The sequence below is a fragment of the Streptomyces pactum genome, assembly GCF_016031615.1.
Taxonomy (GTDB): domain Bacteria; phylum Actinomycetota; class Actinomycetes; order Streptomycetales; family Streptomycetaceae; genus Streptomyces; species Streptomyces pactus.
Map to the genome: position 1 here is coordinate 2,551,284 of NZ_JACYXC010000001.1, position 25,320 is coordinate 2,576,603.

Here is a 25,320-nt window from a genome sequence, read left to right on the forward strand (position 1 = left end):
GGAACCAATCCCCCGCTCACCACCTGGCTCCTGACCCGAGGAATTCATTGCCCTATTACGCGAGGCGATCATCGAGCTAAAACCGTGATGACATTAATTCGCACACAGCAACGGCGTCAACGCACCCAGTGAGATGAAGGTTTGGCAAAGGCCGCCGTCCGCAGGCAACTTCTACGCCCGTATAACTGTCGTCGCCCGTCGATTGGCAGCAAGCTGCCGCGCGACGCGGCCGGGCGGACGCCCGTCGCCACGGACCGCAGCGGATGGGCGACCGCGAGCGACCATCCACACGCTCCGGTGTCCGCTTGCTGCCAACGTCGCCCGGGGCAACCAGCCGTCCCGCCTCCAGCCGCCCACTAGCATGGTTCGACCACCTATCCAGCGAGGATCATGAAAGTTCAGCCGTAAGGGGGAGGCGATGACGCCGCACGGCCGGGCCGCAGGGCCCTCCGCCGTCATGCCCCCGCCCCGGCCGGCCGGCGGCCCCGCCGCCCCGGCGGTCCTGGTCCTCCTCGCGGCCCTCGGGGTGCTCCTCGCGGTGGTGTCCGGCCCGGCGCTCACCGGCGCGGCGGCCACCGGCACGGGGGCGGCCCCGGCCGGCGCCGGCCGCGCTCCCGCCGTGGCCGGGGAAGGCTCCGGCCCGGTCGCCGGCCCCGGTTCCGGTTCCGCATCCGGTTCCGGTTCCGTCGACGGACCGCCGGCCGACGCTTCCCGGACGGCCGACGGCGCTGCCGGGCCGGACGGGACGGCCGCGCTCCGGGAGGTGACGGCCGCCCGGCGGGCCGCGGAGGGCCTCCGCCCGGTCGGGGAGTTCTCCCGGCCGACCGGGACGCCCGTCGCGCCGGCCGGAACCGTCGCCCGGCCCGCCCCCACCGCCGTCCACCAGGGACCGGCGCGGGACACCGCCGAGGAGCGGGCGCCGGTCCGCTGCCGCCCGGACGGCGTCCCGGTACCGGACGGCACTCTGGCGGCCCCCGCCCCCGGGTGGCACACCGACCCGCTGCCGCACCTCGGTGGCACCCGGCTCGCCGCCCCGGACGGCTGGACCCCGCGCGCCCTGCCGCCCGGGCACCGCCCCGGTGCCGGCCGGCGGTGCCAACTCCTCCCGGTCCTGCGCATCTAGGCGTCCCGTCACGGCGGGCCGCCCGCCGACCGCCGCGTACCGGCGCCCACCGCCGCGACCGCCTGCCCCCGCGCAGCCGCGGGTGCGGATACGGATGCGGGCGTGACCTGCACCGCGTACCGCCGCGACCGCGGCGGCGGCGTACCGACGCCCTGCCCCCGCGCACCGGCGGAACCGCGCCGCGCACCGGCACGGGCGGGCGCCGCACACCGTCGGCACCGGGTAGGCGCGCACCCTGCCGGGCCGGGCCGGGCCGTACCGTGCCGACGCGCACCGTGCCCTGCCCTGTCGCGCCCTGCACCGGTACCGCCGCACCCGGCCGGTGCGCCCCGTACCACCATGGCATCCATGCCCCCGGGCCGCCGCGCCCCGGGTCCCGCGTGCCGCCGCCCGGTTCGGGCGGCCGACGCGGGTCCCGGCCGGCCGGCCCGGTCCGCCCAGCTCTGCCCGACCGGAATCCGGAGTCCTCCCCCATGCCCGCACCCAGCACCACCCGCCGACTGGCGGCGACCGGCGCCGTCATCGCCTTCGTCGTCGCCGTCTTCCTCACCGTGCTCGCCCTCGGCGACGACGGCGGCGGCGTCCGCGACCACGGCCCGGCCGGGGACCGCCCGGAGGTGAGCGCCGAGCAGCGCCGGTACGACGAGCTGACCGGGCGCAGCGCCCGGCGGACCGAGGGCGACCCGATGGCCGTGGGCCGGGCGGACGCCCCGGTGGTCCTGGTCGAGTACGCCGACTACCAGTGCTCCTACTGCGGGGAGTTCGCCCGGACGACCCGGCCCGAGCTGGTCGAGCGGTACGTCGAGCGCGGCCTGCTACGCATCGAGTTCCGCAACTTCCCCATCTTCGGCGCGGACTCCGAGCGCGCCGCCCGGGCCTCCTGGGCGGCCGGCCGGCAGGGCCGGTTCTGGGAGTTCCACGACGAGCTGTTCGCCCACCCGCGCAAGGGTGACGCGCTGGCCGAGGACCGGCTGGTCGAGCTGGCCCGGCGCGGCGGGGTGCCCGACCTGGACCGCTTCCGCCGGGACCTGAACGGCGAGGCGGCCGGGGCGGCCCTGGAGCGGGACCGCGAGCAGGGGTACCGGCTGGGTGTGCAGTCCACCCCGTCATTCCTGGTCAACGGCCGTCCGGTGGCGGGCGCCCAGCCCGTCTCGGTCTTCGCCGAGGTGATCGACGACGCGGCCGCCGCGGCCCGGCACGGTGGCGCGGACGGCACGGAGGGCGCCGACGGCGCGGACGGTGCGCGGCGGCCGGACGGCGGCACCGGCGGTGACGAGCCGGGCGGCCGGTGACCGGCGTGGCCGACATCGGTTATCTGGCGGCGTTCCTCGGCGGGGCGCTCGCCCTGCTCAGCCCGTGCAGCGCGCTGCTGCTGCCCGCCTTCTTCGCGTACTCGCTCTCCTCGCCCGGCCGGCTGCTCGCCCGGACCGGGATCTTCTACCTGGGGCTCGCCACCACACTGGTGCCGCTGGGGGCCGCGTCCACCGCGGCCAGCCGGCTCTTCAACGGTCACCGGGACCTGCTGGTCGCCATCGGCGGCTGGACGGTGGTGGCGCTGGGTGCCGCCCAGATCCTGGGGATGGGCTTCGCCTCGCGGCGGGCCGGGCGCACCGCGGGCCGGATCACCCCGCGGGCGGCGGCCTCCGCGGCGGCCACCTATCTGCTGGGCTCGGTCTACGGGCTGGCGGGCTTCTGCGCCGGGCCGATCCTCGGCGCGGTGCTGACCGTGACCGCGGTCAGCGGCAGCCCGGTGTACGGGGCGTCGATGCTGGCGGTGTACGCGCTGGGGATGGCGCTGCCGCTGTTCGTGCTGGCGCTGTGCTGGGACCGCTGGGACCTGGGCCGGCGGCGCTGGCTGCGCGGGCGGGAGCTGCGCGCGGGGCGGCTGCGGCTGCACACCACCTCGCTGGTGTCGGGGCTGTTCTTCATCGCCATCGGGGTGCTGTTCCTGCGGTACAACGGCACCGCCGCGCTGCCCGGGCCGCTCGACGCCGGTCAGGCGCTGGCGCTGGAGCGCCGGGTGCGCCGGATCGGTGACGCGGTGCCCGACCTGGCGCTGCTCGCCGGGATCGCGCTGGTGGTGGCGGTGGCGCTGGCCCGGATCGCGCTGCGCGCGCCGAAGGAGTAGCGGGGCGGACGGGGCCGCCCGGATGCCGCTCCCCCGGCGCGGGGCCGCGCCGGAGCCCGGCCGGCCGCCGCGGTACGGGACCGCGCCCGGCCGGCCGCCACCGACCGGGCCCGGTCCCGGCCGGCCGTCAGAACTGGACGTCCGAGCAGGCGTAGAAGGCGTTGCCGGTGTCCGCGATCGTCCACACCGCGACGATCACGTGGTGGCCGCTCTTCCCGCTGGGCAGCTTGCCGGTGTGCGAGAAGGTGAACGGCGGGCGCTTGCCGTTGTAGGGGACGGTCAGGAACGGGGTGAGTTCCAGGTTGGCCCGGGTGACCTTCTGGCTCGGGTCGTACCCGTCCTTGGTCACGTAGTAGCGCCAGTCGGTGGTGGCGTGGGCCGCGGTGAACCGCCAGTTGAAGGTGTGGTCGGCGCCCGAGGTCAGCTTGGTGGTCGGCCACTTGCCGCCGCGCGGGTCGTCGAGCTGGGCGAACTGGCCGTTGCCGCCGGAGCAGATGGCGCCGTCGGCCGGGCCGCCGTTCGGGAAGCCCTTGGGGCCCTCGACGCTCTGCGGCTCCCACTGGATCTGTCCGCAGTTCTGCACGGTGCCGTTGGCACACAGCTTCTGGCGGCTGATGGGCGACTCGGTGTAACCGTGGCCGGTGGCGGACCCACCGGTGGCGAGGATGGAGGCGGCGGCGATGCCGATGCCCACCGCTGCCGCGCTGATCTTCCTTCGCATGCTTCGCTCCTGGAGAACGTGGGGGAAGGCTCTGGGAACGTGGGGGTGCGGGTGGAACCTGGGGGTGGCGGGTGCTGCTGGGTGCTGCTGGGACGCCCTGGGGTGAGCACGGGGGCCGCTGCTCCTCCCCGCGCTGCGGTCTAGACCAACACGGAGGTTAACGGCGACCCATAGTCATGTCCAGACCAATGACGCGGGGATGTACAACTACTTCACCCCGGTTCCCGGGCCCATTCCTCCGGCCTCCGCCCCACCGAAATGTTTCGGCCACGGCGGGCCGTGGCCGCCGGGCCGGCGGGCCCTCGCCGGCGGCGGACGGCACCGCACCGGCGGCCGACGGCACCGGCCGGACGGTCCGCGGCGGCCTCCCGGGCGGACCGCGTCCGGGCCGGGTCATCCCCGTCCGCGGGGGCGCGGCCGGCCGCCCCGGGGACGGGGACGCGGGCGCCGGGGTACTGGTGGCGAGGGCCGGAGGCCCGGCGGCGGGGGTCAGGGGCCCGGCGGCGGACATGGCGCGGAGCACCCTCTTGCGTCAGGTAGGATTTCTCCTGTCAGCGCGCGCCGCTAGCTCAGTTGGTTAGAGCAGCTGACTCTTAATCAGCGGGTCCGGGGTTCGAGTCCCTGGCGGCGCACGTCTCAGCAGGGCCCCCTCACCGGTCGGTGAGGGGGCCCTGTGTCGTACCGGCCCGGCCGGCCGGGCCCGGCGCCGCCGAGCCGTCCGGTCGCGCCGCTGGTCAAACGGGGAGGTCGCGGTGCACAGTCGCGGAATGGCACGCGACATCCAGGAGCGGATCAAGAAGCTGATCATCGACCAGCGGCTGCCGTCCGGCGCCCCGCTGCCCACCGAGACGGAGCTGATGGAGCTCCTCGGGGTCAGCCGCAACTCGGTGCGCGAGGCGCTCAAGGCGCTCCAGGCCATGGGCATCGTGGAGATCCGGCACGGTTTCGGCACCTACGTCGGGCCGATGTCGATGGCCCCGATGATCGAGGGGCTGATCTTCCGCACCGTCGCGGGCCACTACCGGGGCGAGGACAGCCTGCTCCAGCTGCTGGAGCTGCGCGAGGCGGTGGAGACCGGCCTGGTGGGGCGGCTGGCCGGGCGGATACCCGAGGCCGACCTGCTGGAGCTGGAGGCGATCGTCGCCCGGATGGAGGACGAGGCCGCCGCCGGCGCGATCGGCGCCGACACCGACCGCGCCTTCCACGCCGCGCTCCACCGCCATCTGGACAACCTGCTGCTCAGCGAGGTGCTGGCGGCGTTCTGGGACGCCTTCCACCGGGTCCGTACCGATCTGGTCGACGTCCACCAGGACCCCCGGGTCACCTGTGCGCAGCACCGGGAGATCCTGGCGGCGGTCCGGTCCGGCGACGCCGGGCGCGCCGAGGCCGCGGTGCGCGACCACTTCGGCAACATCCGGGCCCGGCTCCGCCAGGCGCCCCCGTCCGAGCCGGCGCCCCCGCGCGGCTGAGCCGGCCCGTGCCCGGACCGCGGCCGGCCGTGGTGCCGCCGCGCCCCGGCCCCTCCCCTGCCGCGGGCCGCCGTGTTCCGTCGCGGGCCGCCCCGGTCCGTCGTGATCCTTCGGGATCCTCCGTGGTCCGTCGTGGTCCTTCGCCGTCGCGGTCCGTCGCGGTCCTTCGTGATCACGCCGCGGTCCACCGGCCGGGACCGTCGCGTTACTCCGGGCGCACCGCCCCCGGCTGACCCCGGGGAGTGAATCGGGCGGCCCCGGCCCGTTTTCTGCGCCCTCCCCGGCGATTCTTCCTCTTGTCTGTTCTTCGGCGGGCCGCCCGGCCTCCGGCGGCCGGCCGTACGCCAGGAGCCCGGACCAGACGCACTGCGGCCTTGAGGGGCGTGATCCGTGAAGTACCGACCGAGCAGCCGTACCCGCCGTCATGCCATCGGCACCGCCGTGGTGCTGGTGCTGGCCGGACTGAACGGCCCGGCCCTGTACCGGTTCGGTTCCGAGCGGTACCACGAGTACCGGATCAACCAGCCGGAGTACAAGGCCGGCAACGGGCACTGGAAGGTGGTGGACGTTCCGGAGAAATACCGGATCAACACCATTCACGCCGCGCTGCTGCACACCGGCAAGATCCTGCTCATCGCGGGTTCCGGGAACAACGCCAAGAACTTCGCCGCCAAGTCGTTCCGCTCGGTGCTCTGGGACCCGGCGAGGAACACCTTCACCGACATTCCGACGCCGAAGGACATGTTCTGTGCCGGGCACACCCAGTTGCCGGACGGCCGGCTGCTGGTCGCCGGCGGCACCCAGCGGTACGAGAAACTGGAAGGGGACGTGGAGAAGGCCGGCGGCCTGATGTTCGTCCACAACGAGGACCCCGACAAACCGAAGACCTTCCCCGCCGGCACCCTGTTCACCGGGAAGAGGAACGGCAAGACGTTCGCCTCCCAGGACCCGGTGCTGGTGCCGCGGGCCAAGAAGACCCAGTCCCCGGTGACCGGCGAGGTCACCGTCGAGGCGAGCACCGCGCGGGTCTACGTCGAGGCGCTGCGCAAGGGCCGGCGGTACCAGACGGGGACCGAGGACAATTACCGGATCGCCGGGCTGAAGGGTGAGGACCGGCAGAACTTCTACGGCATCGCGCAGAAACTCTCGTTCGACAAGAAGGATTTCCAGGGGATCAAGGACGCCTGGGAATTCGATCCGGTCGCGGAGAGGTACATCCCGGTCGATCCGATGAACGAGGCGCGCTGGTACCCCACCCTCACCACCCTCCAGGACGGAAAGGTGCTCTCGGTCTCCGGTCTGGACGAGATCGGCCAGGTGGTCCCGGGGAAGAACGAGATCTACGACCCGAAGACCAAGGAGTGGAGCTATCTGCCGAAGGAGCGGTTCTTCCCCACCTATCCGGCGCTCTTCCTCACCGACGGGGGGAAGATCTTCTACACCGGCTCCAACGCCGGGTACGGCCCGGCCGACAAGGGCCGCACCCCGGGCATCTGGGACGTGAAGCGCAACACCTTCGACGTGGTGCCCGGGATCAGCGACCCGGACGCGCTGGAGACCTCGATGTCGGTGCTGCTGCCGCCCGCCCAGGACCAGCGGTACATGGTGCTGGGCGGCGGCGGGGTCGGCGAGAGCGAGAAGTCCACCGCCCGGACCCGTCTGGTGGACCTGCACGCCGAGAAGCCGCGGTTCACCGACGGGCCGGATCTGTACGCCGCGGTCCGCTACCCCAGCAGCGTCATCCTCCCCGACGACACCGTGCTGACCACCAACGGTTCGGGCGGCTACCGGGGCCGCGGCGGCAGCAACGTCCTGCGCGCGGAGGTGTACGACCCGCGCGGCAACACCTCCCGCCGGGTCGCCGATCCCCTGGTGGGCCGCAACTACCACTCGGGCGCGCTGCTGCTGCCGGACGGCCGGGTGATGACCTTCGGCTCGGACTCGCTCTTCGCCGACCGGGCGAACACCCGGCCGGGGACGTTCCAGCAGCAGATCGACCTGTACAGCCCGCCCTATCTGTACCGGGGCGAGCGGCCGAGGATCACCGGGCCCGCCCGGTCGGAGGTGAAGCGGGGCGGCACGGCGACGTTCCGGACCCGGACCACCACGAGGATCGCCAAGGCGCGGCTGATCCGGCCCGGCTCGTTCACCCACGTCACCAACGTGGAGCAGAAGTCGATCGCGCTGACGTTCCGCGCCACGGCGCGCGGCGTCACCGTCACCCTCCCCGACGACCCGTCGCTGGTGCCCCCCGGCTGGTACATGCTCCATGTGGTGGACGCGCGGGGGGTGCCCTCCGAGGCCGTGTGGGTGAAGGTCCCGGCCGACGAGGACGTGGACACCTTCTGACCCCGGGCATGGTCCGGGGCACCGCCCGCCCGGGCCGGGCACCGTCCGCAGCCGGCGCGCGGGACGCCGGAGCCGACGGGCCCCGCCGGCCGGGGCGGTCAGTCCCCGGGCCGGGAGCGGGCCGCCCGGCCGGCCCGGCCGCGGCGCACGGCGCGGGCGCCGACGACCAGCGCCGCGCCCCCGGCCAGTGCCAGCCCGTACGCCTCCGCGGGGCCGATGGACTCCTCCTCGGCGCGGCGCGCGGCGCCCCCGCCGCCCGCGCGGACCGGGTCCACCGGCGCGGGCACCGTCCAGGGGGGCGCGGGCGGCGGGCCGGTCCGCCCCGGGGGGTGCCCGCCGGGTTCCGGGGCGGCGGCGTCCGCGGCCACGGTGAGCGGCGCCCGGGCCACCACCCGCACCCCGGCCCGGCCGGGTTCCTTCACCCCGCAGGCGGCGTAGACGATGTGGGTGCCCTCGGCCGGGTCGCGGCCGATCCGCGCCGGTCCGGTCAGTTCCCCGGGAGCCCGGCCGGACGGGGTGAGCCGCGCCGTCGCGGCGAACGCGGTGGAGGTCGCGGTGGCCGCCCCGTCCCGGCAGCCGGAGACCGTCAGCCACACCAGGCCGCCGGCGCCCACCGGGGCGGGGGCCACCCGGAGCCGGCCGTGCCCGCCGGCGCTGCCGTCACCGGTCCCGTCGGCGGCGGCGGGCACGGCGGCCGTCGCCCACGCCCCGGCGGTGACGGCGACAGCGACGGCGACGGCGCGGACGGTGGTGCGAAGGGAACGCATGGTGAACCTCCCGTACTCCGGAAGGCTCATGCCCGCGGGGCGCCCGCGCATCCGCTGCGGGCCCGCCGCTGGGCCGGCCGGGTGAGCGCGTCGCCCTCCCGGGTGAACCGGTCAGACGAGTTCGACGAGGTCCGCGATGGAGTCCACCACCCGGGAGGGGCGGAACGGGTAGCGGTCGATCTCCCCGTTGCGGGTGAGCCCGGTGAGCACCAGGAAGGTCTCCATGCCCGCCTCCAGGCCGGCCAGCACATCGGTGTCCATCCGGTCGCCGATCATCGCGCTGGTCTCGGAGTGCGCCCCGATGGCGTTGAGGCCGGCCCGCATCATCAGCGGGTTGGGCTTGCCGACGAAGTACGGGTCGCGGCCGGTGGCCTTGGTGATCAGCGCGGCCACCGAACCGGTGGCGGGCAGCACCCCCTCCGGCGACGGGCCGGTCTCGTCGGGGTTGGTGGCGATGAACCGGGCGCCCTTCTTGATCAGCCGGATGGCCTTGGTGAGCGCCTCGAAGCTGTAGGTGCGGGTCTCGCCGAGGACCACGTAGTCGGGGTCGGAGTCGGTGAGCACGTACCCGATGTCGTGCAGCGCGGTGGTCAGCCCCGCCTCGCCGATGACGTACGCGGTGCCGCCGGGCCGCTGGTCGTCCAGGAACTGGGCGGTGGCCAGCGCGGAGGTCCAGATGTTCTGCACCGGCACGTCCAGCCCCATCCGGGCCAGCCGGGCGTGCAGGTCGCGCGCGGTGTAGATGGAGTTGTTGGTGAGCACCAGGAACGGTTTGCCGGATTCCCGGAGCCGGCTGATGAACGCCTCGGCGCCCGGGACCGGGACACCCTCGTGGATGAGCACCCCGTCCATGTCGGTGAGCCATGACTCGATGGGCTTGCGCTCTGCCATTTGCCGCACTCCTGACGTACGCCGCGTCTTCCTGGGGCGTCGGCGGCACCGCGCTGTGCTGTGCCGACGCCCCAAGGGTAAGCGCAGTTCCTCGACTACCTGCTCTCCCCGGAGGTGCAGGAGCAGGTGAGCCCGGTGGCCGGGGCGACCGGCGGGGAGGGCCGGTCAGCTGCCGGTGGCCTCCTTCCACGCCTTCACGTACTCGTCCAGGTTCTCGCTGATGTCCCGCCAGTCGGGGGTGAAGATCTCCACGCCGTCCAGGATCTTCCGCAGCGCGACCGCGTCCTCGCCGACCGCCTCCACGTCCTGCCGCACCGGGAAGCCGCCGGCCACCGGGCTCACCTGCTCCTGCACCTCCGGGGAGAGCAGGTAGTCGAGGAACTTCCGGGCGTTCTTCTCGTGCGGCGCGTTCTTCACCAGCCCGGCCGCGTAGGGCAGCGCGAAGGTGGTCGGCTTGCGGTCCGCGGCGACGGCCGGGAAGAAGATCTTGTTGTTGGGGTACGACGCCTTGGCATCGGCGTAGTTCATCTGCACGTCGCCGTTGGCCACCAGCAGTTCGCCCTTGTCCACCTTGGGCTCCAGGGCGCCGGTGGACGGGGAGGGGCCGACGTTGTTCTTCTGGAGCTTCTTCAGGTAGGCCATGGCGGGCTCCTCGCCGCCGAAGTCGTGCATGGCCTTGATGACCAGCGCGGTGCCGTCGCCGGCGACGCCGGGGGTGGAGTACTGCAGCCGGTTCTCGAACTTTTTGTCCAGCAGGTCCTCCCAGGTCTTCGGCGCGGCGGGGAGCTGCTCGCTGTTGTAGATGAAGGAGAAGTAGTTGTTGACCACCGGCGTCCAGGTGCCGTCGGCGGACCGGTCGCCCGGGGCGATCTTGTGCGAGCCGGCCGGGCGGTAGGGCTCCAGCAGGCCGCGCTCGTCGGCCTGCTGGATGAACGGCGGCAGGGTCACCACCACGTCCGCCTTGTTGTTGGACTTCTCCCGGGTCAGGCGCTGCACCATCTCCCCGGAGCCGCCCTCGACGTACTTCACCTCGATGCCGGTCTTCTTCTCGAAGTCCTTGAAGACCTTGTTGTAGAAGCCCTTGCCGTCGGCGGAGTGCAGCCCGTCCGCGCTGTAGACGGTGATCTCCTTGGCGTTGCTGTCGGTCGAGCCCGAGCACGCGGTGAGCGAGGTGAGCAGGGCGACGGCGCCGGCTCCGGCGGCGACGGACCGGACGTGGGTGCGCAGGGACATGACGGAGGAACTCCTTGGGGAACGGCGCGCGGAGGGTGTCGGGTGGGTGCGCGCGGGACGTACGTGAGGAGGAGGGCAGGGGGCGAACGGGGCGGCCGGCCGGGCCGGGGTGCGGGGAGGGCCGGTCGGCGGTACGGGGTGCGGGAGGGCCGGTCAGCGGTAGCTGGCGCGGTTGCGGACCCGGGACATCACCAGCAGCACCAGCAGGGTGGTGGTCATCATCACCGTGGCCAGTGCGGCGCCGGTGAACAGCGCGCCCCGGTCGGTGGCCCCGTAGATCTTCACCGGCAGCGGCAGCCAGTCCGGCGGGTAGAGCATCATCGTGGCGCTCAGCTCGCCCATGGACAGGGCGAAGCACAGGCCCGCGGCGGCGGTCAGGGAGGGCAGCAGCAGGGGCAGCTTCACCCGCCACAGGACGTACGCCGGGCGGGCGCCGAGGCTGGCGGCGGCCTGTTCGTAGACCGGGTCCAGCCGGGCGACGGCCGCCGACACCGACTGGTAGGCGAAGGCGGTGACCAGCACCGTGTGCGCCATGACGACGATCTCCCGGGTGCCGTTGAGCAGCAGCGGGGGCTTGGAGAAGGCGACCAGCAGGGACAGTCCGACCACCACCGAGGGGACGGCCACCGGCAGCATGAACAGGCCGTCCATCACCCGCCGTCCGCGGCCCCGCAGCGAGCGGGCGGCGAGCGCCGCCCAGGTGCCGGCGGCGAGCGCGAGCAGGCTGGCGGCGAGCGCGGTGAGCAGACTGGTGGTCAGCGCGTCCATCGACTCGCCGTGGGTGATGTCCCGGTAGTGCTCCAGCGTCGCCCCGGAGGGCAGCGCGCCGCTCCAGTTGGTCGCGAACGAGGCGGCGAGGATCACCAGGAACGGCAGGGCGAACAGCGGCAGGAAGAGCAGCAGGAAGACGATCCAGACCGCCCAGCGGGCCTTGCGGCTATGCACGAGCACGGCGGGCACCTCCGGTGGCCTTGCCGACGAGCGTCCGGTAGAGGCCGTACAGCGCCACCGACAGCGCGATGTTGACCACCGCCACCACGCAGGCGCCGGTGTAGTCGCCGTCGTAGATGGCCTTGCCGTAGACGAGCATCGGGAGGGTGGTCACGTCCTTGGCGCCGGTGAACAGCACGATGCCGAACTCGTTGAGGCACATCACCAGCACCAGGCTGCCGCCGGCGGCGAGCGCGGGCAGCGCCTCGGGCAGGATCACCTGACGGATGATCCGCAGCGGCCGGGCGCCCAGCGAGGAGGCCGCCTCCAGCTGCGCGGTCTCGATCTGGGAGAACGCCGCCAGCAGCGGCCGCATCACGAACGGCGTGAAGTAGGTGATCTCGGCGAGCAGCACGCCCCAGGGGGTGTGCAGGAAGGTGAAGGGGCCCGAGGCGGCCCCGGTGGTCTCCGTCCACAGTCCGTTGGCCATGCCCACCGTGCCGTAGATGAACAGCAGCGCGAGGGTGATCAGGAAGGACGGGAAGGAGAGGAAGACGTCGATGAAGCGGCTGAGCGCCTTGCCGCCGGGGAACGGGACGAACGCGATGACCAGGGCCAGCAGGAAGCCCAGCACCAGGCAGCCGACGGTGGCGCCGGCGGCGATCCACACCGTGGTGGTCAGCGCGTCCCGGAACGCCTCGGAGGCGAACGTCTCCCGGTACGGCTCCAGCGAGGTGCCGCCGTCGGCGGGGGTCACCGACTGCCGGACCACCAGCACCAGCGGGTAGAGGAAGACCAGTCCCAGGGCGGCGACCGGGGGCAGCGTCCACAGCCAGCCGGGCACCCGGCGCGGCCGTCGGGCGGCCCCGGCCGGCGCGGTGCCCTTGCCGGGGGCGGCGCCCTCACCGGGAGCTGCGCCCTTGCTCCGGGCGGCCGGGGCGGTGTCCTGGCCCGAGGACGGAGTGCTGCTCGCGGCGGGGGTGAGTGATGGCTGACGCCGTACTCCCGCGCACCGCCGACGTCCACGTACAGCCGGTGGGTGGCACCGCGCCACTGGACCTCGGTGATCCGGCCGCGCAGGGTGTTGGGGCCCTCGCCCAGCCCGACCAGGTGCGGCCGCAGGCACAGGGTGGCCGCGGCACCCGGCAGCGCGTCCCCGGTGTCCAGGGTCAGTTCGGTGCCGTCCAGCCGCGCCCCGCCGTCGGTGACGGTCACCGGCAGCAGGTTGGCGTTGCCGACGAAGGAGGCGGTGAACTCGGTGCGCGGCCGCCGGTACAGCTCCTGCGGGGTGCCCACGTCGCGCAGCCGCGCCTTGTCCATCACCGCGATCCGGTCCGCCAGCGTCAGCGCCTCGATCTGGTCGTGGGTGACGTAGAGGATGGACACGTCGGGCAGCTCCCGGTGGAGCCGGGCGAGTTCGGCGAGCATCCCGGAGCGGAGCTGGGCGTCGAGCGCGGAGAGCGGTTCGTCCAGCAGCAGCACCCGCGGCCGGATGGCCAGCGCCCGTGCGATGGCGACCCGCTGCTGCTGCCCGCCGGACAGCTCCCGCGGGTAGCGGCGGGCGTACCCGGCCATGCCGGTCATCTCCAGCGCCTCGGCGACCCGGCCGGGGATCTCCCGGCGCGGGGCCTTCTGCGCCTTGAGGCCGAAGGCCACGTTCTGCTCGACGCGCAGGTGCGGGAAGAGGGCGTAGCTCTGCACCACCATGCCGATGCCGCGCCGGTGGGGCGGCAGGTCGGTGACGTCCTCCCCGCCGATCAGCACCCGTCCGGCGGCCGGCCGGACGAACCCGGCGACCGCGCGCAGGGCGGTGGTCTTGCCGGAGCCGGACGGGCCCAGCAGCGCCATCACCTCACCGGGCTCGACGGTCAGGTCCAGGCGGTCCAGGACGGTGGTGCCGCCGTAGGCGACGGACACCTCGTCGAAGCGGATGCCGCCGGCCGGGCGCGGGGCGCCGGCGGCCGGGCCGGCGACGGCCGGGCGGGCGGCCACGGCGTCCGGGCCCGGGCCGGGCCCCCCGCCCCGGCCGGGGGTGTCCCCGGCCGGGGCGGGGGAACCCGCCGTCGTCGCGCCGCGCGCGGGGTGCACGGTGTCCCGTCCGGTCACGGCCCGGCCTCCGGCGTGTCCGCGGCGGCAACGGTCCGCTCCCACACGGCGATGGCGTCCGGCAGCTGGGCCACCGACGGCAGCACCGCGGTGGCGCCGGCCGCGCGCAGCGCGGGTTCGCGGTGGGCGCCGGTGAGCACACCCGCCACGAGGCCCGCTCCGGCCCGGCGGCCGGAGAGCATGTCGTACGAGGTGTCGCCGGCGACGGCGATCTGGTGCACCCCGTCGGCGGCCCGGGTGCGCAGCAGCGCGGCGAGCACCATGTCGGGGTACGGCCGGCCGCGCAGGGCGGCGGCCGGGTCGTCCGACTCGACCGGGCACAGGGTCAGGTCCACCAGGCCGCGGTCCCAGCCGAGGGCGGCGAGGATCGCCTCCTGGGTGGGGCGGGCGAAGCCGGTGGTGAGGACGACCGTGCGGCCCTCGGCCCGCAGCCGCTCGATCGCCTCCCGGGCGCCGGGCAGCGGGACGCAGTGCCCGGCGTCCACCAGCTCCGCGTAGGCCCGTTCGAAGGCGGCGTTGGCGCGCTGCGCCCGCTCCTCGTCCCCGAACAGGTGGCGGAAGACGGAGATCTTGGACTCGCCCATGGTGGCGCGGACGTACGCCAGGTGACCGGCGTGCTCGTCGGACCCGGGCACCACGCCCAGCTCCTGCGCGGCGGCGCCGAACGCCCGCTCCACCAGGCCGTCGTCGGCGACGGTGGTGCCGGCCATGTCGAGCACCACCAGCCGGATCCGGTCGGCGCCTGCGGTGCGGCCGGCGGCCGGCGCGGGGGCGGTGGCGGTCGTGGTTTCGGTGCCGGACGCTGTGCCGGTCGCCGTTTCGGTGCCGGTCACGGTCGTACGGTCGTGGTTCGTCGTGGTCATGGTGTCACCAGCCCAGGGTGTCGGCGGTGGTCTCGGCGATCGCCGGGGAGCAGGTCATACCGCGCCCGCCGGGCCCGGTGACCAGCCACACCCCGTCGCCCACCCGCTGCCGGTGCACCACCGCGCGGGTGTCCAGGCACTGGGCGTAGACGCCGGCCCAGCGCCTGCGGATCTTCGGCAGCGGGCGGCCCAGGAAGCCCTCGACGACCTCGGTGAGGTGGTCGTAGGGGTCCTCGACGACGTCGAAGCCGAAGGGGTGCTCGTACTCGTGGGTGTCGCCGATGGTCAGTCCGCCGTCGCGGCGCTGCACCATCAGCAGCTGCATCCGGTGTTCGGCGGCGGTGGCCGGCTGCGGCTGGTCCGCGTTGAGCGCGTCCAGGGCCTCGCCGGCGTACGCCGGGTAGTAGCGGAAGGAGTCGGCGTCGGCCACCGAGGTGGTGAGCGGCTCGCCGAGCGGGTCGGTCTGCATCATCTGCAGCCGGACCCGGCGCACCGGCAGGTCCGGGGCCAGCTCGCGGACGAGTCCGCCCAGCCAGGCGCCGGTGCACAGCACCACCACGTCGCCGCGGTGGATCTCCCCGTGGTCGTCGCGGACGGCGCCCTCGCCGACCACCTCGCGCACCTCGCGGCCGGGCAGGAAGGTGTACCGGCCGGAGGCGAGCAGCGCCTGCCGCAGCGCGAGCTGCGCGGTGCGCGGCTCCACGGCGGCGTCCCGCTCGCACCACAGCGCGGCGGCGAACTCGCCGCGCAGCGCGGGGTTGATCTCCCGTGCCTCGGCCGGGGTCAGCAGCTTCATGCCCCGGACGGCGGCGTCCGGGCGGGCCGCGGCGGCCTCGGCGACCGCCAGCTCCGGCTCGGTACGCACCAGGGTGAGCGAGCCGTTGGGCCGGAAGCCCAGCTCCGGCACGCGGGCCCCGATGCCCTCCCACAGCTCCCGGGCGCGCAGGGCGGTCTTCGCCTCGGGGCCGTCGGCCCGTCCGCTCACCCAGATCAGACCGAAGTTCCGCAGACTCGCACCGCGCGCCTCGGCCTCGCGCTCGATGTGGACGACCTCGTGGCCGCGTTCCATGGCGTGCCAGGCGTGCATGGTTCCCACCACGCCGGCTCCGACGACTATCACTCTCACGTCGGCAACGCTCCTTTTCAGCGGTGACCCGCACACGACCGTGCGGCAACGCCATGGTGAACAGCCAAGCACATTTGGCCTAGACCCGTTATCATTTCGTGACCTGATGAGGGTGAGGTCGGAGGGGCGCGGCGCGGTCGCGGTGGGCGGGTCGTGGGACGGCGGCCGGGGGTGGAGGGCCGGGGCGTGCGAGGGAACGCCCGGGGCCGGGCGTGGGCCACGAGCATGGTCAACCGGGGGGCCGGGCGGAAGGGCCGGGGGCCGGCGCGGTTGCACGTCCGTGGCCGGGCCGGGCCGGGGTCCGGGCGGGCACGCCCGTAGCGGGGCCGGGGCGAGCGGGGCGCAGGGGCGAGGTGGAGGGGCCGCGGGGGGCGCCCCGGGCGCCGGGGTGCCCCCGCCTCAGCCGGCCGGCCCCGGGCCTCCCGGCCGCCCGGCTCCGGCCGGGGCCCGGTCCGGACACCGGCCCGGGGCCGGGGAGTTCGTCAGACCGGTCCGGGGCCGGAAAGTTCGTCGGGGTGGTCGCCGGCGGGATCCCGGGGATGGTCGGCGGGGTGGTCGCCGGGATGGTCCCCCGCGGGATTCCCGGCGTGCGCGTCCGGAGCACCCGCCCCGTGCTCGCCGGGGCCGCCGCCCAGGTGGACGGAGAAGCTGAAGCGGTCGCCCCGGTACAGCGACCGCACCCGTTCCAGCGGGCGCCCCTCGGTGTCCCGGGAGACCCGGTGGATCAGCAGCATCGGCAGGGCGGGCGGGGTTCCGATCAGCAGGGCCTCGCGGGGCGTGGCGAGCACGGTCTCCAGCCGCTCGTCGGCGTCGCCGAAGCGCAGTCCCAGCCGCTCGCTGAGGTAGGCGTAGAAAGACGAGTCGGGCTGGAAGTCGGTGTCCAGCCGGGGCGCCCGTGCCACCGGCACGAAGGTGCTCTCCAGTCCCACCCGCTCGTCGTCGGCGAGCAGCACCCGTTCCATGTGCCACACCGGGTCCCCGGGCTCCGCACCGATCTCCGCCGCGAGCTGCGGCGGGCACGGGAAACGGTCGAGCCCGATGAGGTTGCGGCCGGGGCGGCGGCCCTGCCGGCGGACGCCCTCGGTGTAACTGGCCAGCGCCAGCGGCTGTTCCAGCTTGGGCCCGGCGACCACAGTGCCGCGTCCGTGCCGGCGCAGTCGGCCCTCCAGCAGCAGTTCGCGCAGCGCCTGCCGCACGGTCTCGCGCGACACCTCGTACCGCAGCGCCAGTTCGCGTTCGGTGGGCAGCAGCCCGCCCTCGCCCAACTCGTCGAGCAGGCCCGCGATCCGCGCCTTGACCGCGTAGTACTTGGGGACCCGGCCGTGTTCGGGGATGCCGGCCCGGATCGGTGCCCCGGGTGTCCGGTCGTAGGGGTAGTCCACCCCTTGATCCTCGCATCCGATCACCGCGCCGCGTTCCCCGTGCCCGCCGGCCCCGGGTGCGGCCGGCCGGTCGCCCGGCTCAGCGGTGGCGCAGCCGGCGGGCGAGGGCCAGCAGCGCGGAACCGCCGAGCAGACAGCCCGCGCCGGCCAGGGTGAGCGGCAGCAGGGTGCCCCGGGCCGGCTGCTCCGGCGGTCCGGTGCGGGCGAGTTCGGGGGGCGGGAAGGGGCCGGCCGCACCGGGCTCGCCGGCGCCCGGCCGGCCGGCATCCGGCTCGTCGGCGCCGCCCGCGGGGCTGCCGCCGGGCGCGGTTCCGTCCCGGGAGCCGTCGCCGCGGGCCGCCCCGGGTTCCCCGTCCGGCCCCTGGACACCCTCGCGGTCCGCGCCGGTGCCGGGCTCCCGCCGCCCGCCGGGCCCGTCGTCCGGGTCCGCCTCCGGGTCCCGGCCCGCGTCTCCCGGGCCGGCCGGGTCCGGCTCCTCCCGCCGGTCGCCGTCGCCGGCCTCCCCGGTGCCGCCGTCCCCCTCGGTGACACGGAACGGGACGTCACCGGACTGGCCCACCCAGTCCCCGTCGTCGCCCCGGCGCTGCACGGTGGTGACGCTCGCGGTGGCCGGCCCGACCGGGGCGCCGCCGGTGAAGCGGGCGCGCAGTGCCGTGGTGAGCGTGCGCCCCGGCTCCACCGTGAACCCGCCGAAGCCCTCGCCCGTGAAGGCGCCCACGTTCTCGTCCGCGTCGGTGGTCTCGAACCGCACCGCGCGCCACCGTTCGGCCCGGTCGTCGTAGAACTCGAACCGGATGTGGCGCGGGCGCAAATCCCCGTCGCGGCCGGTGATCACCACCACGGGGTGGACCGCCCGGCACGCCCGGCGCGTGGTGTTCGTCAGCTTCAGGTGCCAGGCGCGCCAGTAGCCGCCGCGCGGGAAGGTGCTGGGTCCGTTGTCGAGCACGGCGCGCAACGGGAGCCCGGGACCGTCCCGGTCGCCGCAGACCGGAGCCGGCGCCGCGAGGTGGCCCCGGACCCGGCGCGGTGCCCGGTCCGGGGGCGGGGTGGCGTCGGCGGGGGCGCCGTCCGCCGCCGACGCGACGACCGCGACGGGAGGGCCGGCCGCGGTGGCCGGGGCCGCCACGGAGGAGCGGATGACGGACGGCGCGACGGCGGTGGCCGGGGCCGTGGCCGCGGCGGAGGGGCTGACGGCGGTCGCCGGGGCCGTGGCCACGACCAGGACGGCACAGACCACGGGGGCGGTGGGCAGACGCATGACCAACCTTTGCTGCCGTGCTTTGCGGGCTACCAGCGCCCTTCCCCCGACCGGGCGGCGACACCCCGGAGCCGGCCCCGACACCCTCCTACCGGTGGGCCCGATTGCCCCGAACGGCCCAGCGCGCCCCCCGCCCCCGGCCCGTGTCCGGCAGCCGCCCGGGCCGTGTCCGGGCACCGGCCCGGGCCCGTGTCCGGGCGCGCCCCGACCCCCTGCCCGGCGCGTGTTCGGGCCCGGGCCTCGTCCCCCGGCCCCCTGCCGGCCCGCCCGGCCCGTACCCTGAGCTCACCCTCCGGCCCTTGCCGTTCTCCCCGGGGGCGACGGTGTCCGGTCCTGCCCGCGGTCAGGTCCCCTTGTGGTGGCTGGCCCGACCCCGGCCCTCGGCACCCGTACCCGAGCCGCCGTCCCGGCGGGCCGCCCTGCGCCGCCATCCCCGGCGCCCGACCGGACACCATCGGCCTGGGTCCCGCCCTCACACAGCCGTCTCCGTGGTGTCGTGGCCCCGCTCCGGACACGCCGTCCCGGCAGCCGCCCGGTCGACAGCCGTTCTCCCGGACCTCGCCGGCCGCGGACCGGCCCCCGACCCCGGCAGTCGATCGGACGGCCACCGTCGGCATCCGCCCGCGGCGGCGGCCCCACGAGGCACTCCGGCACCGCACCCGCCGGCTGTCCGGACCCCTTCGGGCAACCGCGCCCGGCGAGGCCGTCCCCGCCCCGGTCCGGGCGGTCGTCCGGTCCCGGCACGGCCGCCTCCCCACCCGGCCCCCCGTCCCGGGCACCGTCTCCGGCCCGGGTACGCCTCCGTGCCGGCACCCGGCAACCGACCCCCCGCCGGGGCCGCGGACCGACCGGGCCCGGGGGGCAGCCCGCCCCGCCACCCGGTCAGCCGGCGCCCGGGCCGGCCGCGCGGGGCCGTATCCCCCGGGCGAAGAGCGGCGCCAGCACCAGTTGCGCGGCGCCCGTCACCACGGTCCGCGCGCCGGGGCCCGGGCCGGCCGCCGCGCTCACCGGCACCGGGCGGACCCCGCGCCGCCGCGCATCCTCGGCCAGCACCTCGCGCACCCCGCGCAGATACGGTGCGGGGTCCTCCGACACGGTCCGGCCGCCCAGCAGCACCCGGTCGATGTCGAGCAGCCGCACCAGGTTGGCCGTGCCCACCCCGAGCAGCCGAGCCGCCCGCGCCGGGTCCCCGTCGGCCACCGCCGCCAGGCAGAGCGCCTCGACGCACCCGCGGTTGCCGCAGCCGCACGGCGGCCCGTCGAGCTGGATCACCTGGTGGCCGAACTCGCCGGCGTCGGTGCGCGCCCCCCGGTAGACCTCACCGTCGAGCACCAGCCCGGCGCCCAGTCCGGTGCCCAGGTGCAGGTACGCGAACGAGCGCCCCGCCCCCGGACCAGACAACCCGTCGCCGGCCTCCCCCGGACCCGACAACCCGTCGCCGACCAGCCCCGGACCCGACAACCCGTCGCCCGTGTCCCCTCCGCCCGTCTGCCCGTCGTCCGTACCCCCCGGCCCCGGGTTCCTCCCGCCGGTGTCCTCCGGGCGCGCCTCGCCGAGTGCCAGCGCCAGTGCGGCGGCATTGGTGTCCTTGTCGAGGACGACCGGCAGGCCCAGCCGTTCGGCCAGCGCGGCCCGCAGCGGGAAGCCGTTCCAGTGCGGTGCGCCGGTCACCCGGCGCAGCACCCCGGCGCGGTGGTCCAGCGGCCCCGGCACCGCGACGCCCACCCCGAGCACCGGGCCGCCCGCCGCCGCCAGCACCGCCGCCACCTCGGCGGTCACCGTCTCCAGCACCGCCGCCGCCCCGGCGGCCAGGTCCAGCGGTACCTCCCGCACCACGTACGGCTCGCCGGTGAGGTCGGTGACCGCCGTGGTGAGCCGGTCCCGGTCCAGGTGGAGCCCCACCGCGCTGCGCGCCCGGCGCTCCAGACGCAGTACGGTGCGGGGCTTGCCGCCGGTGGAGGGGCGCCGGCCCGCCTCCGCCGCCAGGCCCTCCGCCCGCAGCCGCGCGGTGATCTTGCTGACCGCCTGCGGGGTGAGCCCGGTGCGCCCGGCCAGCTCCAGCCGGCTCAGCCCCGCCGGGCCGGCGTCCCGCAGCAGTCCGAGGACCAGCGCGGTGTTGTGGCCGCGCAGCGCGGCCAGATTGGCGCCCGCCCCGCCCGCCGGCCGGGCACCGGCCCCGGGGGGCGTGGCACCGGCGGCCCGGGCACCGGAACTCCCGGCCCCCACGGCACCGGCTCCGGGCGACCCGGGCACTCCGGGCGACCAGGCTGGTCCGGACGACCCGGGCGTCCCGGGTGCACGCGGGTGGGGGCGGGGACGGGGGTGCTGATCGGGGTGGGACACGTCGGCATTCTCCCCCGCGCTTGCACTTCGGCAACAGCGTTGCCAAAGTGCAAGCATGGTTGGCACTCCTGGCACCCCCGCACCCGCGGATGCTCGGCGACCCCGACCGGCGGCGGCAGGCGGTCGCCGAGCATCCGCGGGTGCGGTGCGCGGCCTCGCCCGAGGAGCTGTGGCCGCGGGCCGCGGAGCTGGACCTGATCGTCATCGCCTCCCCCAACCGCACCCACGTCCCGCTCGCCCGGGCGGCACTGACCGCCGGACTCCCGGTGGTGGTGGACAAGCCGCTCGCGGCCACCGCCGCCGAGGCCGAGGAGCTGGCCGCGCTCGCCGAGGAGCGCGGCCTGCTGCTGACGGCCTTCCAGAACCGGCGCTGGGACAACGACTTCCGCACCCTCCGCCACCTGCTGGACCAGGGCGCACTCGGGGACGTACAGCGCTTCGAGTCGCGGTTCGAACGGTGGCGGCCGAAGCCGAAGGGCGGCTGGCGGGAGTCCGGCGACCCGGCCCAGATCGGCGGTCTGCTGTACGACCTGGGCAGCCACCTCGTGGACCAGGCGCTGACCCTGTTCGGCCCGGCTGCGTCCGTCTACGCCGAGATGGACGTCCGGCGCCCCGGCGCCGAGGCGGACGACGACGTGTTCATCGCCCTCACCCACACCGGTGGCGTCCGCAGTCACCTGTGGATGAGCGCCACCACCGCCCAGCTCGGACCGCGCTTCCGGGTCCTGGGCAGCCGCGCCGGATACGTGAAGTACGGGCTCGACCCGCAGGAGGCCGCACTCCGCGAAGGCCGGCGGCCGGGCACCGAGGGCGAACGGTGGGGCGTGGAGCCGGAGTCCGCCTGGGGACGGCTGGGCGCCGGGGAGTCCCCGGCGACCGGCGGCGGCGACCCGGTGCCGTCCCTGCCCGGCGACTACCCGGCGTTCTACGCGGCCGTGGCCGCCGCGCTCCGGGACGGCGGTGCGCCCCCGGTGACGGCCCGGGAGGCCGCCGAGGCGCTGCGGGTCCTGGAGGCCGCCCGGATCTCCGCCGCCGGCGGCCGTACGGTGCCGATCACCGGGGCCGCCTGAGCCGACGGCCGCCCCGGCCGGGAGCCGGGAGCGTCCCGGAGCGAACCGGACACCCGGCACGGCCGGCGCGAACCGGGGACCGGGCGCAAGCCCGGGGCCGGGCACGGCCGGGCGCAAGCCGCGGGGCCGGGCGCGAGCCGCAGGCCCGGCCCCGGGGACCATGAAGCGGTCCCCGGTCCCCGCGACCGCCCCCGGGCCGGCCCGGCCCCGCCGCCCGCGCGGCGCGTCACGGCCCGGCCCGGCGCTCCATCGCTTCGGCGCGACCCGACCCCGGCACGACCCGGCCCGGCGCGGCGCAACGCGCCGCTACGCGTCCTTGAGCTGCTGGCGCTGCCGGCCCAGCCCCGTGATCTCCAGCTCCACCACGTCGCCCGCCCGCAGGTACGGCTTGGGGTCCGGATGCCCCATCGCCACCCCGGCCGGCGTCCCGGTGTTGATCACGTCGCCGGGGTGGAGCGTCATGAACCGGCTGACGTACCGCACGACTTCGGTGACCGGGAAGATCTGGTCGGCCGTGCTCCCGTCCTGCCGCAGCCGGCCGTTGACCCACAGCCGCAGCCGCAGCTCCTGCGGGTCCGGCACCTCGTCGGGGGTCACCAGCCAGGGCCCCAGCGGGTTGAACGTCTCGCAGTTCTTCCCCTTGTCCCACTGGCCGCCGCGTTCGAGCTGGAAGGCCCGCTCGGACACGTCGTGGGCGATCGTGTACCCGGCGACCGAGGCGAGCGCGGCCTCGTCGGACTCCAGATGGCGGGCGGTGCGGCCGATCACCACGGCCAGCTCCACCTCCCAGTCGGTCTTCTCGCCACCGCGCGGCACCAGCACGGTGTCGTCCGGCCCGACCACGGTGTCCGGCGCCTTCAGGAAGAGGATGGGCTCCTCGGGGATCGCCGCCCCCGCCTCGACCGCGTGGTCGTGGTAGTTGAGGCCGACACAGACGATCTTGCCGATACGGGCCACCGGCGGGCCGGTGCGCAGGCCGGCCGGATCCAGCGCGGGCAGGCCGCCGGCCTCGGCGGCCTGCCGGACGCGCTCCAGCGCGTCGTCGTCGGCGAGCAGCGCACCGTCGATGTCCGGCACCACGGCGGAGAGATCACGCAGCACTCCGGCGGCGTCCAGCAAGGCCGGGCGCTCCGCGCCCGCCGGTCCGACACGCAGCAGCTTCATGGGCAACCACTACTCCCCTGGTCGAATGCACGGGTCCAGGGGACGGCCCAGACCGAAGTTGTTCGATCCTCCAAGAGGCGGCGGATCTCCGCAAGACCCGGCTCACGGAGTGGACCGCCCCGGGAAGGGGAGCGCCCGGGCCGGCCCGCTTCCCCTGCCTCCGCCGGCCCCCGCGGCCCACGCGGCCCGCGCCCCCGCGACACCCCCGGCGGCCCATGCCGGCGCCCCCCTTCTCCGCCGGCGCACCGGTCCGCACCCCCGGGCGGCACCGCCTCGCCGGCACCCCCGTCCACGCCGGGGCGCCCACCTCTTCGGCCACCCCGCCGACCGCCCCGCCGATGGGCCCCGCCGACCTCCTTGCCGGTCCGGCCCGCAGTCCCTCTCGTCGGCCACCTGCCCGGATCTCAGATCCAGGCGAAATTTCTCCATTCACCCCCTACCGGGTCATACCGGACAGCGTTACTCTGATAGCAAGCCTGTGGGGCGAGCGAGGGAGCTGGACCACCAGGTGGGTCCGAGGAAGAGACCGAGCGTCTCGACCCCGGAACACGAGGCCCGGCTGAGAGGCCCGAAGGAACCGGGGTGGCAATTCCGGGACCGGAAGGCGACCTCCATCACCTGATCCGGACAATGCCGGCGAAGGAAGCCCACCTCGCAGGCGCTGAACAGTCGGCAACAGAAACACGCACAGGGATCGCGAGCAGCCCGGACCGCACGGTCCGGGCTCCTTTCATAACCGGGCCGGGAGGGGCGCCCGCGCCCCTCCCGACGCCCGCGACCCGCCCCGCCCCTCCCCGCCGCCCGCGCCTCCGGGCGCGCGCCCGGCCGGCGCCGGCCCGGGTGGCCGCGCCGCTCAGGCTCCCAGCGCCTGGGACACCGCGTGGATGCACAGCCCGGCGAGCGCGCCCACCACCGTGCCGTTGACCCGGATGAACTGGAGGTCGCGGCCGATGTGCGCCTCGATCTTGCGGGAGGTGTGCTCCGCGTCCCAGCCGGCCACCGTGTCGGTGATCAGCGCGGTGATCTCGTCGCGGTAGGTGGACACCACGTAGACCGCGGCGTCCTCCAGCCAGCCGTCGATCTTCGTCCGCAGCTTGCCGTCCGCGGACATGCGGGCGCCCAGCGAGAGGATCGAGGTGCGCGCCCGCTGCCGCAGCTCGCTGCGCTCGTCCTCGGCCGCCGCCAGCACCATGCCGCGCACCGCGCCCCACGCCGAGGCGATCAGGTCCTGGACCTCGGGCCTGCCCAGCAGTTCCGACTTGAGCCCCTCCACCCGCGCCCGGGTGTCCCCGTCGCCCTGGAGGTCCGACGCGAAGTCGGCGAGGAACCGGTCCACCGCACCGCGCGCCGGGTGCTCGGGCATGTCCCGCATCTCGGTGACGAAGCGCAGCAGCTCCCGGTAGACCCGCTCGCCCACCTTCCGGTCCACGAACCGCGGGGTCCAGCCCGGCGCCCCGCCGGCCACCGCCGCCATCACCGAGTCGCCGTGCGTCACCAGCCAGTCGTGCGCCCGGACGCACACCAGGTCCACCAGCCGGTGGTGGCCACCGTCGGACACCACCTTCTCCAGCATGGTGCCCAGCCCCGGCGCGACCTCCTGGGCGTTCGCCCGCCGGGTGACGGCCTCGCCGACCACCGCCTGCACGTCGGAGTCGCGCAGCACGGTGAGCGCGCCGCGCAGCGCCGCCGCCAGCTCGGCGGTCACCCGGTCGGCGTGCGCCGGGTCGGCGAGCCAGGCGCCCAGCCGGCCGCCGATGCCCACCGCCCGCAGCCGCTGCCGCACCACGTCCGGGGAGAGGAAGTTCTCCCCCACGAACTCGCCGAGGCTGGCGCCCAGCTGGTCCTTCTTGGTGGGGATGATCGCGGTGTGCGGGATCGGCAGGCCCAGCGGCCGGCGGAAGAGCGCGGTGACCGCGAACCAGTCCGCCAGCACCATGCCGCGCACCGCGCCCCACGCCGAGGCGATCAGGTCCTGGACCCCCCGCCGTCTCCGCCCAGGTGGCCAGGGCGTACACCACCGCCACCGCGACCAGCAGCCCGGTGGCGAAGGCCTTCATCCGACGCACCCCGCGCCGCCGCTCGGCGTCGGCGGGGCCGTCCGCCGCCAGGCCGCCCACCGGCCGCGGGCCGCCCATCGGGGCGCGCGGGTCAGCGGCCGCGTCCGCACTGGTCCGTTCCATCCGCTCCACCCGGTCGAGCCGTTCTCCGCGCACTGTCCACACTGCCCTACTCCCGGAAACCCGTCCGAGTTCCCACAACACGCCTGCCCCGGACCCGCACGGCCCCACACCCCCGCCCGGACGCCACCCCCGCACCCCCGGCAGCCGGCCCGGCAGCCCGGCAGCCCGGCAGCACCATCCCCGGTCCCGCCCGTACCCGTCCGGCACTCCGCAGGCC

Annotated in this window: 18 protein-coding genes, 1 tRNA gene and 2 pseudogenes; 7 read left to right on the top strand and 14 right to left on the bottom strand. The window is 75.6% G+C overall.

All coding sequences use genetic code 11. The annotated features are described in order from the left end of the window. Positions 1-418 precede the first annotated feature (418 nt). The 3 genes from IHE55_RS32225 (at position 419) to IHE55_RS09905 (ending at position 3,251) form a co-directional block, all read left to right on the top strand. Positions 419-1,123, top strand: coding sequence for a hypothetical protein (locus IHE55_RS32225; RefSeq protein WP_197988691.1), 705 nt, complete (start codon positions 419-421; stop codon positions 1,121-1,123). 473 nt (positions 1,124-1,596) lie between these two features. Further along, on the top strand, positions 1,597-2,415 hold the full coding sequence (locus tag IHE55_RS09900; protein ID WP_197988692.1) for a DsbA family protein: 819 nt from the start codon (positions 1,597-1,599) through the stop codon (positions 2,413-2,415). A gap of 5 nt (positions 2,416-2,420) precedes the next feature. Continuing rightward, positions 2,421-3,251 (top strand): cytochrome c biogenesis CcdA family protein, encoded by an 831-nt coding sequence (locus IHE55_RS09905; RefSeq protein WP_197988693.1) that lies wholly within the window; start codon positions 2,421-2,423, stop codon positions 3,249-3,251. A 127-nt stretch (positions 3,252-3,378) separates the two neighbouring features. Here the strand turns inward: IHE55_RS09905 and IHE55_RS09910 are convergent, their stop codons facing one another. After that, positions 3,379-3,972, bottom strand: a complete 594-nt coding sequence (locus IHE55_RS09910; RefSeq protein WP_197988694.1) for a lytic polysaccharide monooxygenase auxiliary activity family 9 protein — start codon at positions 3,970-3,972, stop codon at positions 3,379-3,381. 558 nt (positions 3,973-4,530) lie between these two features. On the opposite strand from IHE55_RS09910, the gene IHE55_RS09915 reads away from it, so the two are divergent. The 3 genes from IHE55_RS09915 to glxA all read left to right on the top strand — a co-directional run bounded on the left by IHE55_RS09915 (position 4,531) and on the right by glxA (position 7,790). Beyond that, positions 4,531-4,604, top strand: a tRNA-Lys gene (locus tag IHE55_RS09915). Positions 4,605-4,739: 135 nt separating this feature from the next. Continuing rightward, positions 4,740-5,441: a FadR/GntR family transcriptional regulator gene (locus tag IHE55_RS09920; RefSeq protein WP_197988695.1), complete on the top strand. Its 702-nt coding sequence runs from the start codon at positions 4,740-4,742 to the stop codon at positions 5,439-5,441. Positions 5,442-5,831: 390 nt separating this feature from the next. Continuing rightward, complete coding sequence (gene glxA / locus IHE55_RS09925) at positions 5,832-7,790, top strand: radical copper oxidase GlxA (RefSeq protein ID WP_197988696.1); 1,959 nt, start codon at positions 5,832-5,834, stop codon at positions 7,788-7,790. Positions 7,791-7,888: 98 nt separating this feature from the next. Here glxA and IHE55_RS09930 read toward each other — a convergent pair whose 3' ends face one another. From IHE55_RS09930 to IHE55_RS09980, 11 genes and pseudogenes are all read right to left on the bottom strand, one after another. Next, complete coding sequence (locus tag IHE55_RS09930) at positions 7,889-8,557, bottom strand: hypothetical protein (protein WP_197988697.1); 669 nt, start codon at positions 8,555-8,557, stop codon at positions 7,889-7,891. Between the two features lie 111 nt (positions 8,558-8,668). Beyond that, positions 8,669-9,448 carry an HAD-IIA family hydrolase gene (locus IHE55_RS09935; protein WP_197988698.1) on the bottom strand — a complete coding sequence of 260 codons (780 nt, stop codon included), beginning with the start codon at positions 9,446-9,448 and terminating at the stop codon, positions 8,669-8,671. A gap of 165 nt (positions 9,449-9,613) precedes the next feature. Continuing rightward, positions 9,614-10,681 (bottom strand): 2-aminoethylphosphonate ABC transporter substrate-binding protein, encoded by a 1,068-nt coding sequence (locus tag IHE55_RS09940; RefSeq protein WP_197988699.1) that lies wholly within the window; start codon positions 10,679-10,681, stop codon positions 9,614-9,616. A gap of 153 nt (positions 10,682-10,834) precedes the next feature. Next, positions 10,835-11,632, bottom strand: a complete 798-nt coding sequence (locus tag IHE55_RS09945; RefSeq protein ID WP_197988700.1) for an ABC transporter permease — start codon at positions 11,630-11,632, stop codon at positions 10,835-10,837. Further along, complete coding sequence (locus IHE55_RS09950) at positions 11,619-12,455, bottom strand: 2-aminoethylphosphonate ABC transporter permease subunit (protein WP_307826593.1); 837 nt, start codon at positions 12,453-12,455, stop codon at positions 11,619-11,621. Before IHE55_RS09950 ends, IHE55_RS09945 begins: the two co-directional genes overlap by 14 nt. After that, positions 12,365-13,603: an ABC transporter ATP-binding protein gene (locus IHE55_RS09955; protein WP_307826866.1), complete on the bottom strand. Its 1,239-nt coding sequence runs from the start codon at positions 13,601-13,603 to the stop codon at positions 12,365-12,367. Before IHE55_RS09955 ends, IHE55_RS09950 begins: the two co-directional genes overlap by 91 nt. Before the next feature lie 110 nt (positions 13,604-13,713). Continuing rightward, positions 13,714-14,580, bottom strand: a complete 867-nt coding sequence (locus tag IHE55_RS09960; protein ID WP_197988702.1) for a phosphonatase-like hydrolase — start codon at positions 14,578-14,580, stop codon at positions 13,714-13,716. A gap of 4 nt (positions 14,581-14,584) precedes the next feature. Further along, positions 14,585-15,706, bottom strand: coding sequence for a TIGR03364 family FAD-dependent oxidoreductase (locus tag IHE55_RS09965; RefSeq protein ID WP_197988703.1), 1,122 nt, complete (start codon positions 15,704-15,706; stop codon positions 14,585-14,587). A gap of 626 nt (positions 15,707-16,332) precedes the next feature. Then, positions 16,333-17,088: pseudogene (locus tag IHE55_RS09970) on the bottom strand (GntR family transcriptional regulator); the annotation flags it as partial. Between the two features lie 79 nt (positions 17,089-17,167). After that, on the bottom strand, positions 17,168-18,346 hold the full coding sequence (locus IHE55_RS09975) for an ICP22 family protein (protein ID WP_197988704.1): 1,179 nt from the start codon (positions 18,344-18,346) through the stop codon (positions 17,168-17,170). Between the two features lie 882 nt (positions 18,347-19,228). After that, positions 19,229-20,572, bottom strand: coding sequence for an ROK family protein (locus tag IHE55_RS09980; RefSeq protein ID WP_307826594.1), 1,344 nt, complete (start codon positions 20,570-20,572; stop codon positions 19,229-19,231). A gap of 206 nt (positions 20,573-20,778) precedes the next feature. Between IHE55_RS09980 and IHE55_RS09985 the strand changes: the two genes are divergently transcribed. Continuing rightward, entirely contained in the window at positions 20,779-21,759 is a 981-nt protein-coding gene (locus tag IHE55_RS09985; protein WP_197991910.1) for a Gfo/Idh/MocA family oxidoreductase, read from the top strand. A gap of 306 nt (positions 21,760-22,065) precedes the next feature. Here IHE55_RS09985 and IHE55_RS09990 read toward each other — a convergent pair whose 3' ends face one another. Both IHE55_RS09990 and IHE55_RS09995 read right to left on the bottom strand, forming a co-directional pair. After that, positions 22,066-22,923 carry a fumarylacetoacetate hydrolase family protein gene (locus IHE55_RS09990; protein ID WP_197988706.1) on the bottom strand — a complete coding sequence of 286 codons (858 nt, stop codon included), beginning with the start codon at positions 22,921-22,923 and terminating at the stop codon, positions 22,066-22,068. An 853-nt stretch (positions 22,924-23,776) separates the two neighbouring features. Beyond that, positions 23,777-25,058, bottom strand: a pseudogene (locus IHE55_RS09995) (DUF445 domain-containing protein). Between the last annotated feature and the right edge of the window lie 262 nt (positions 25,059-25,320).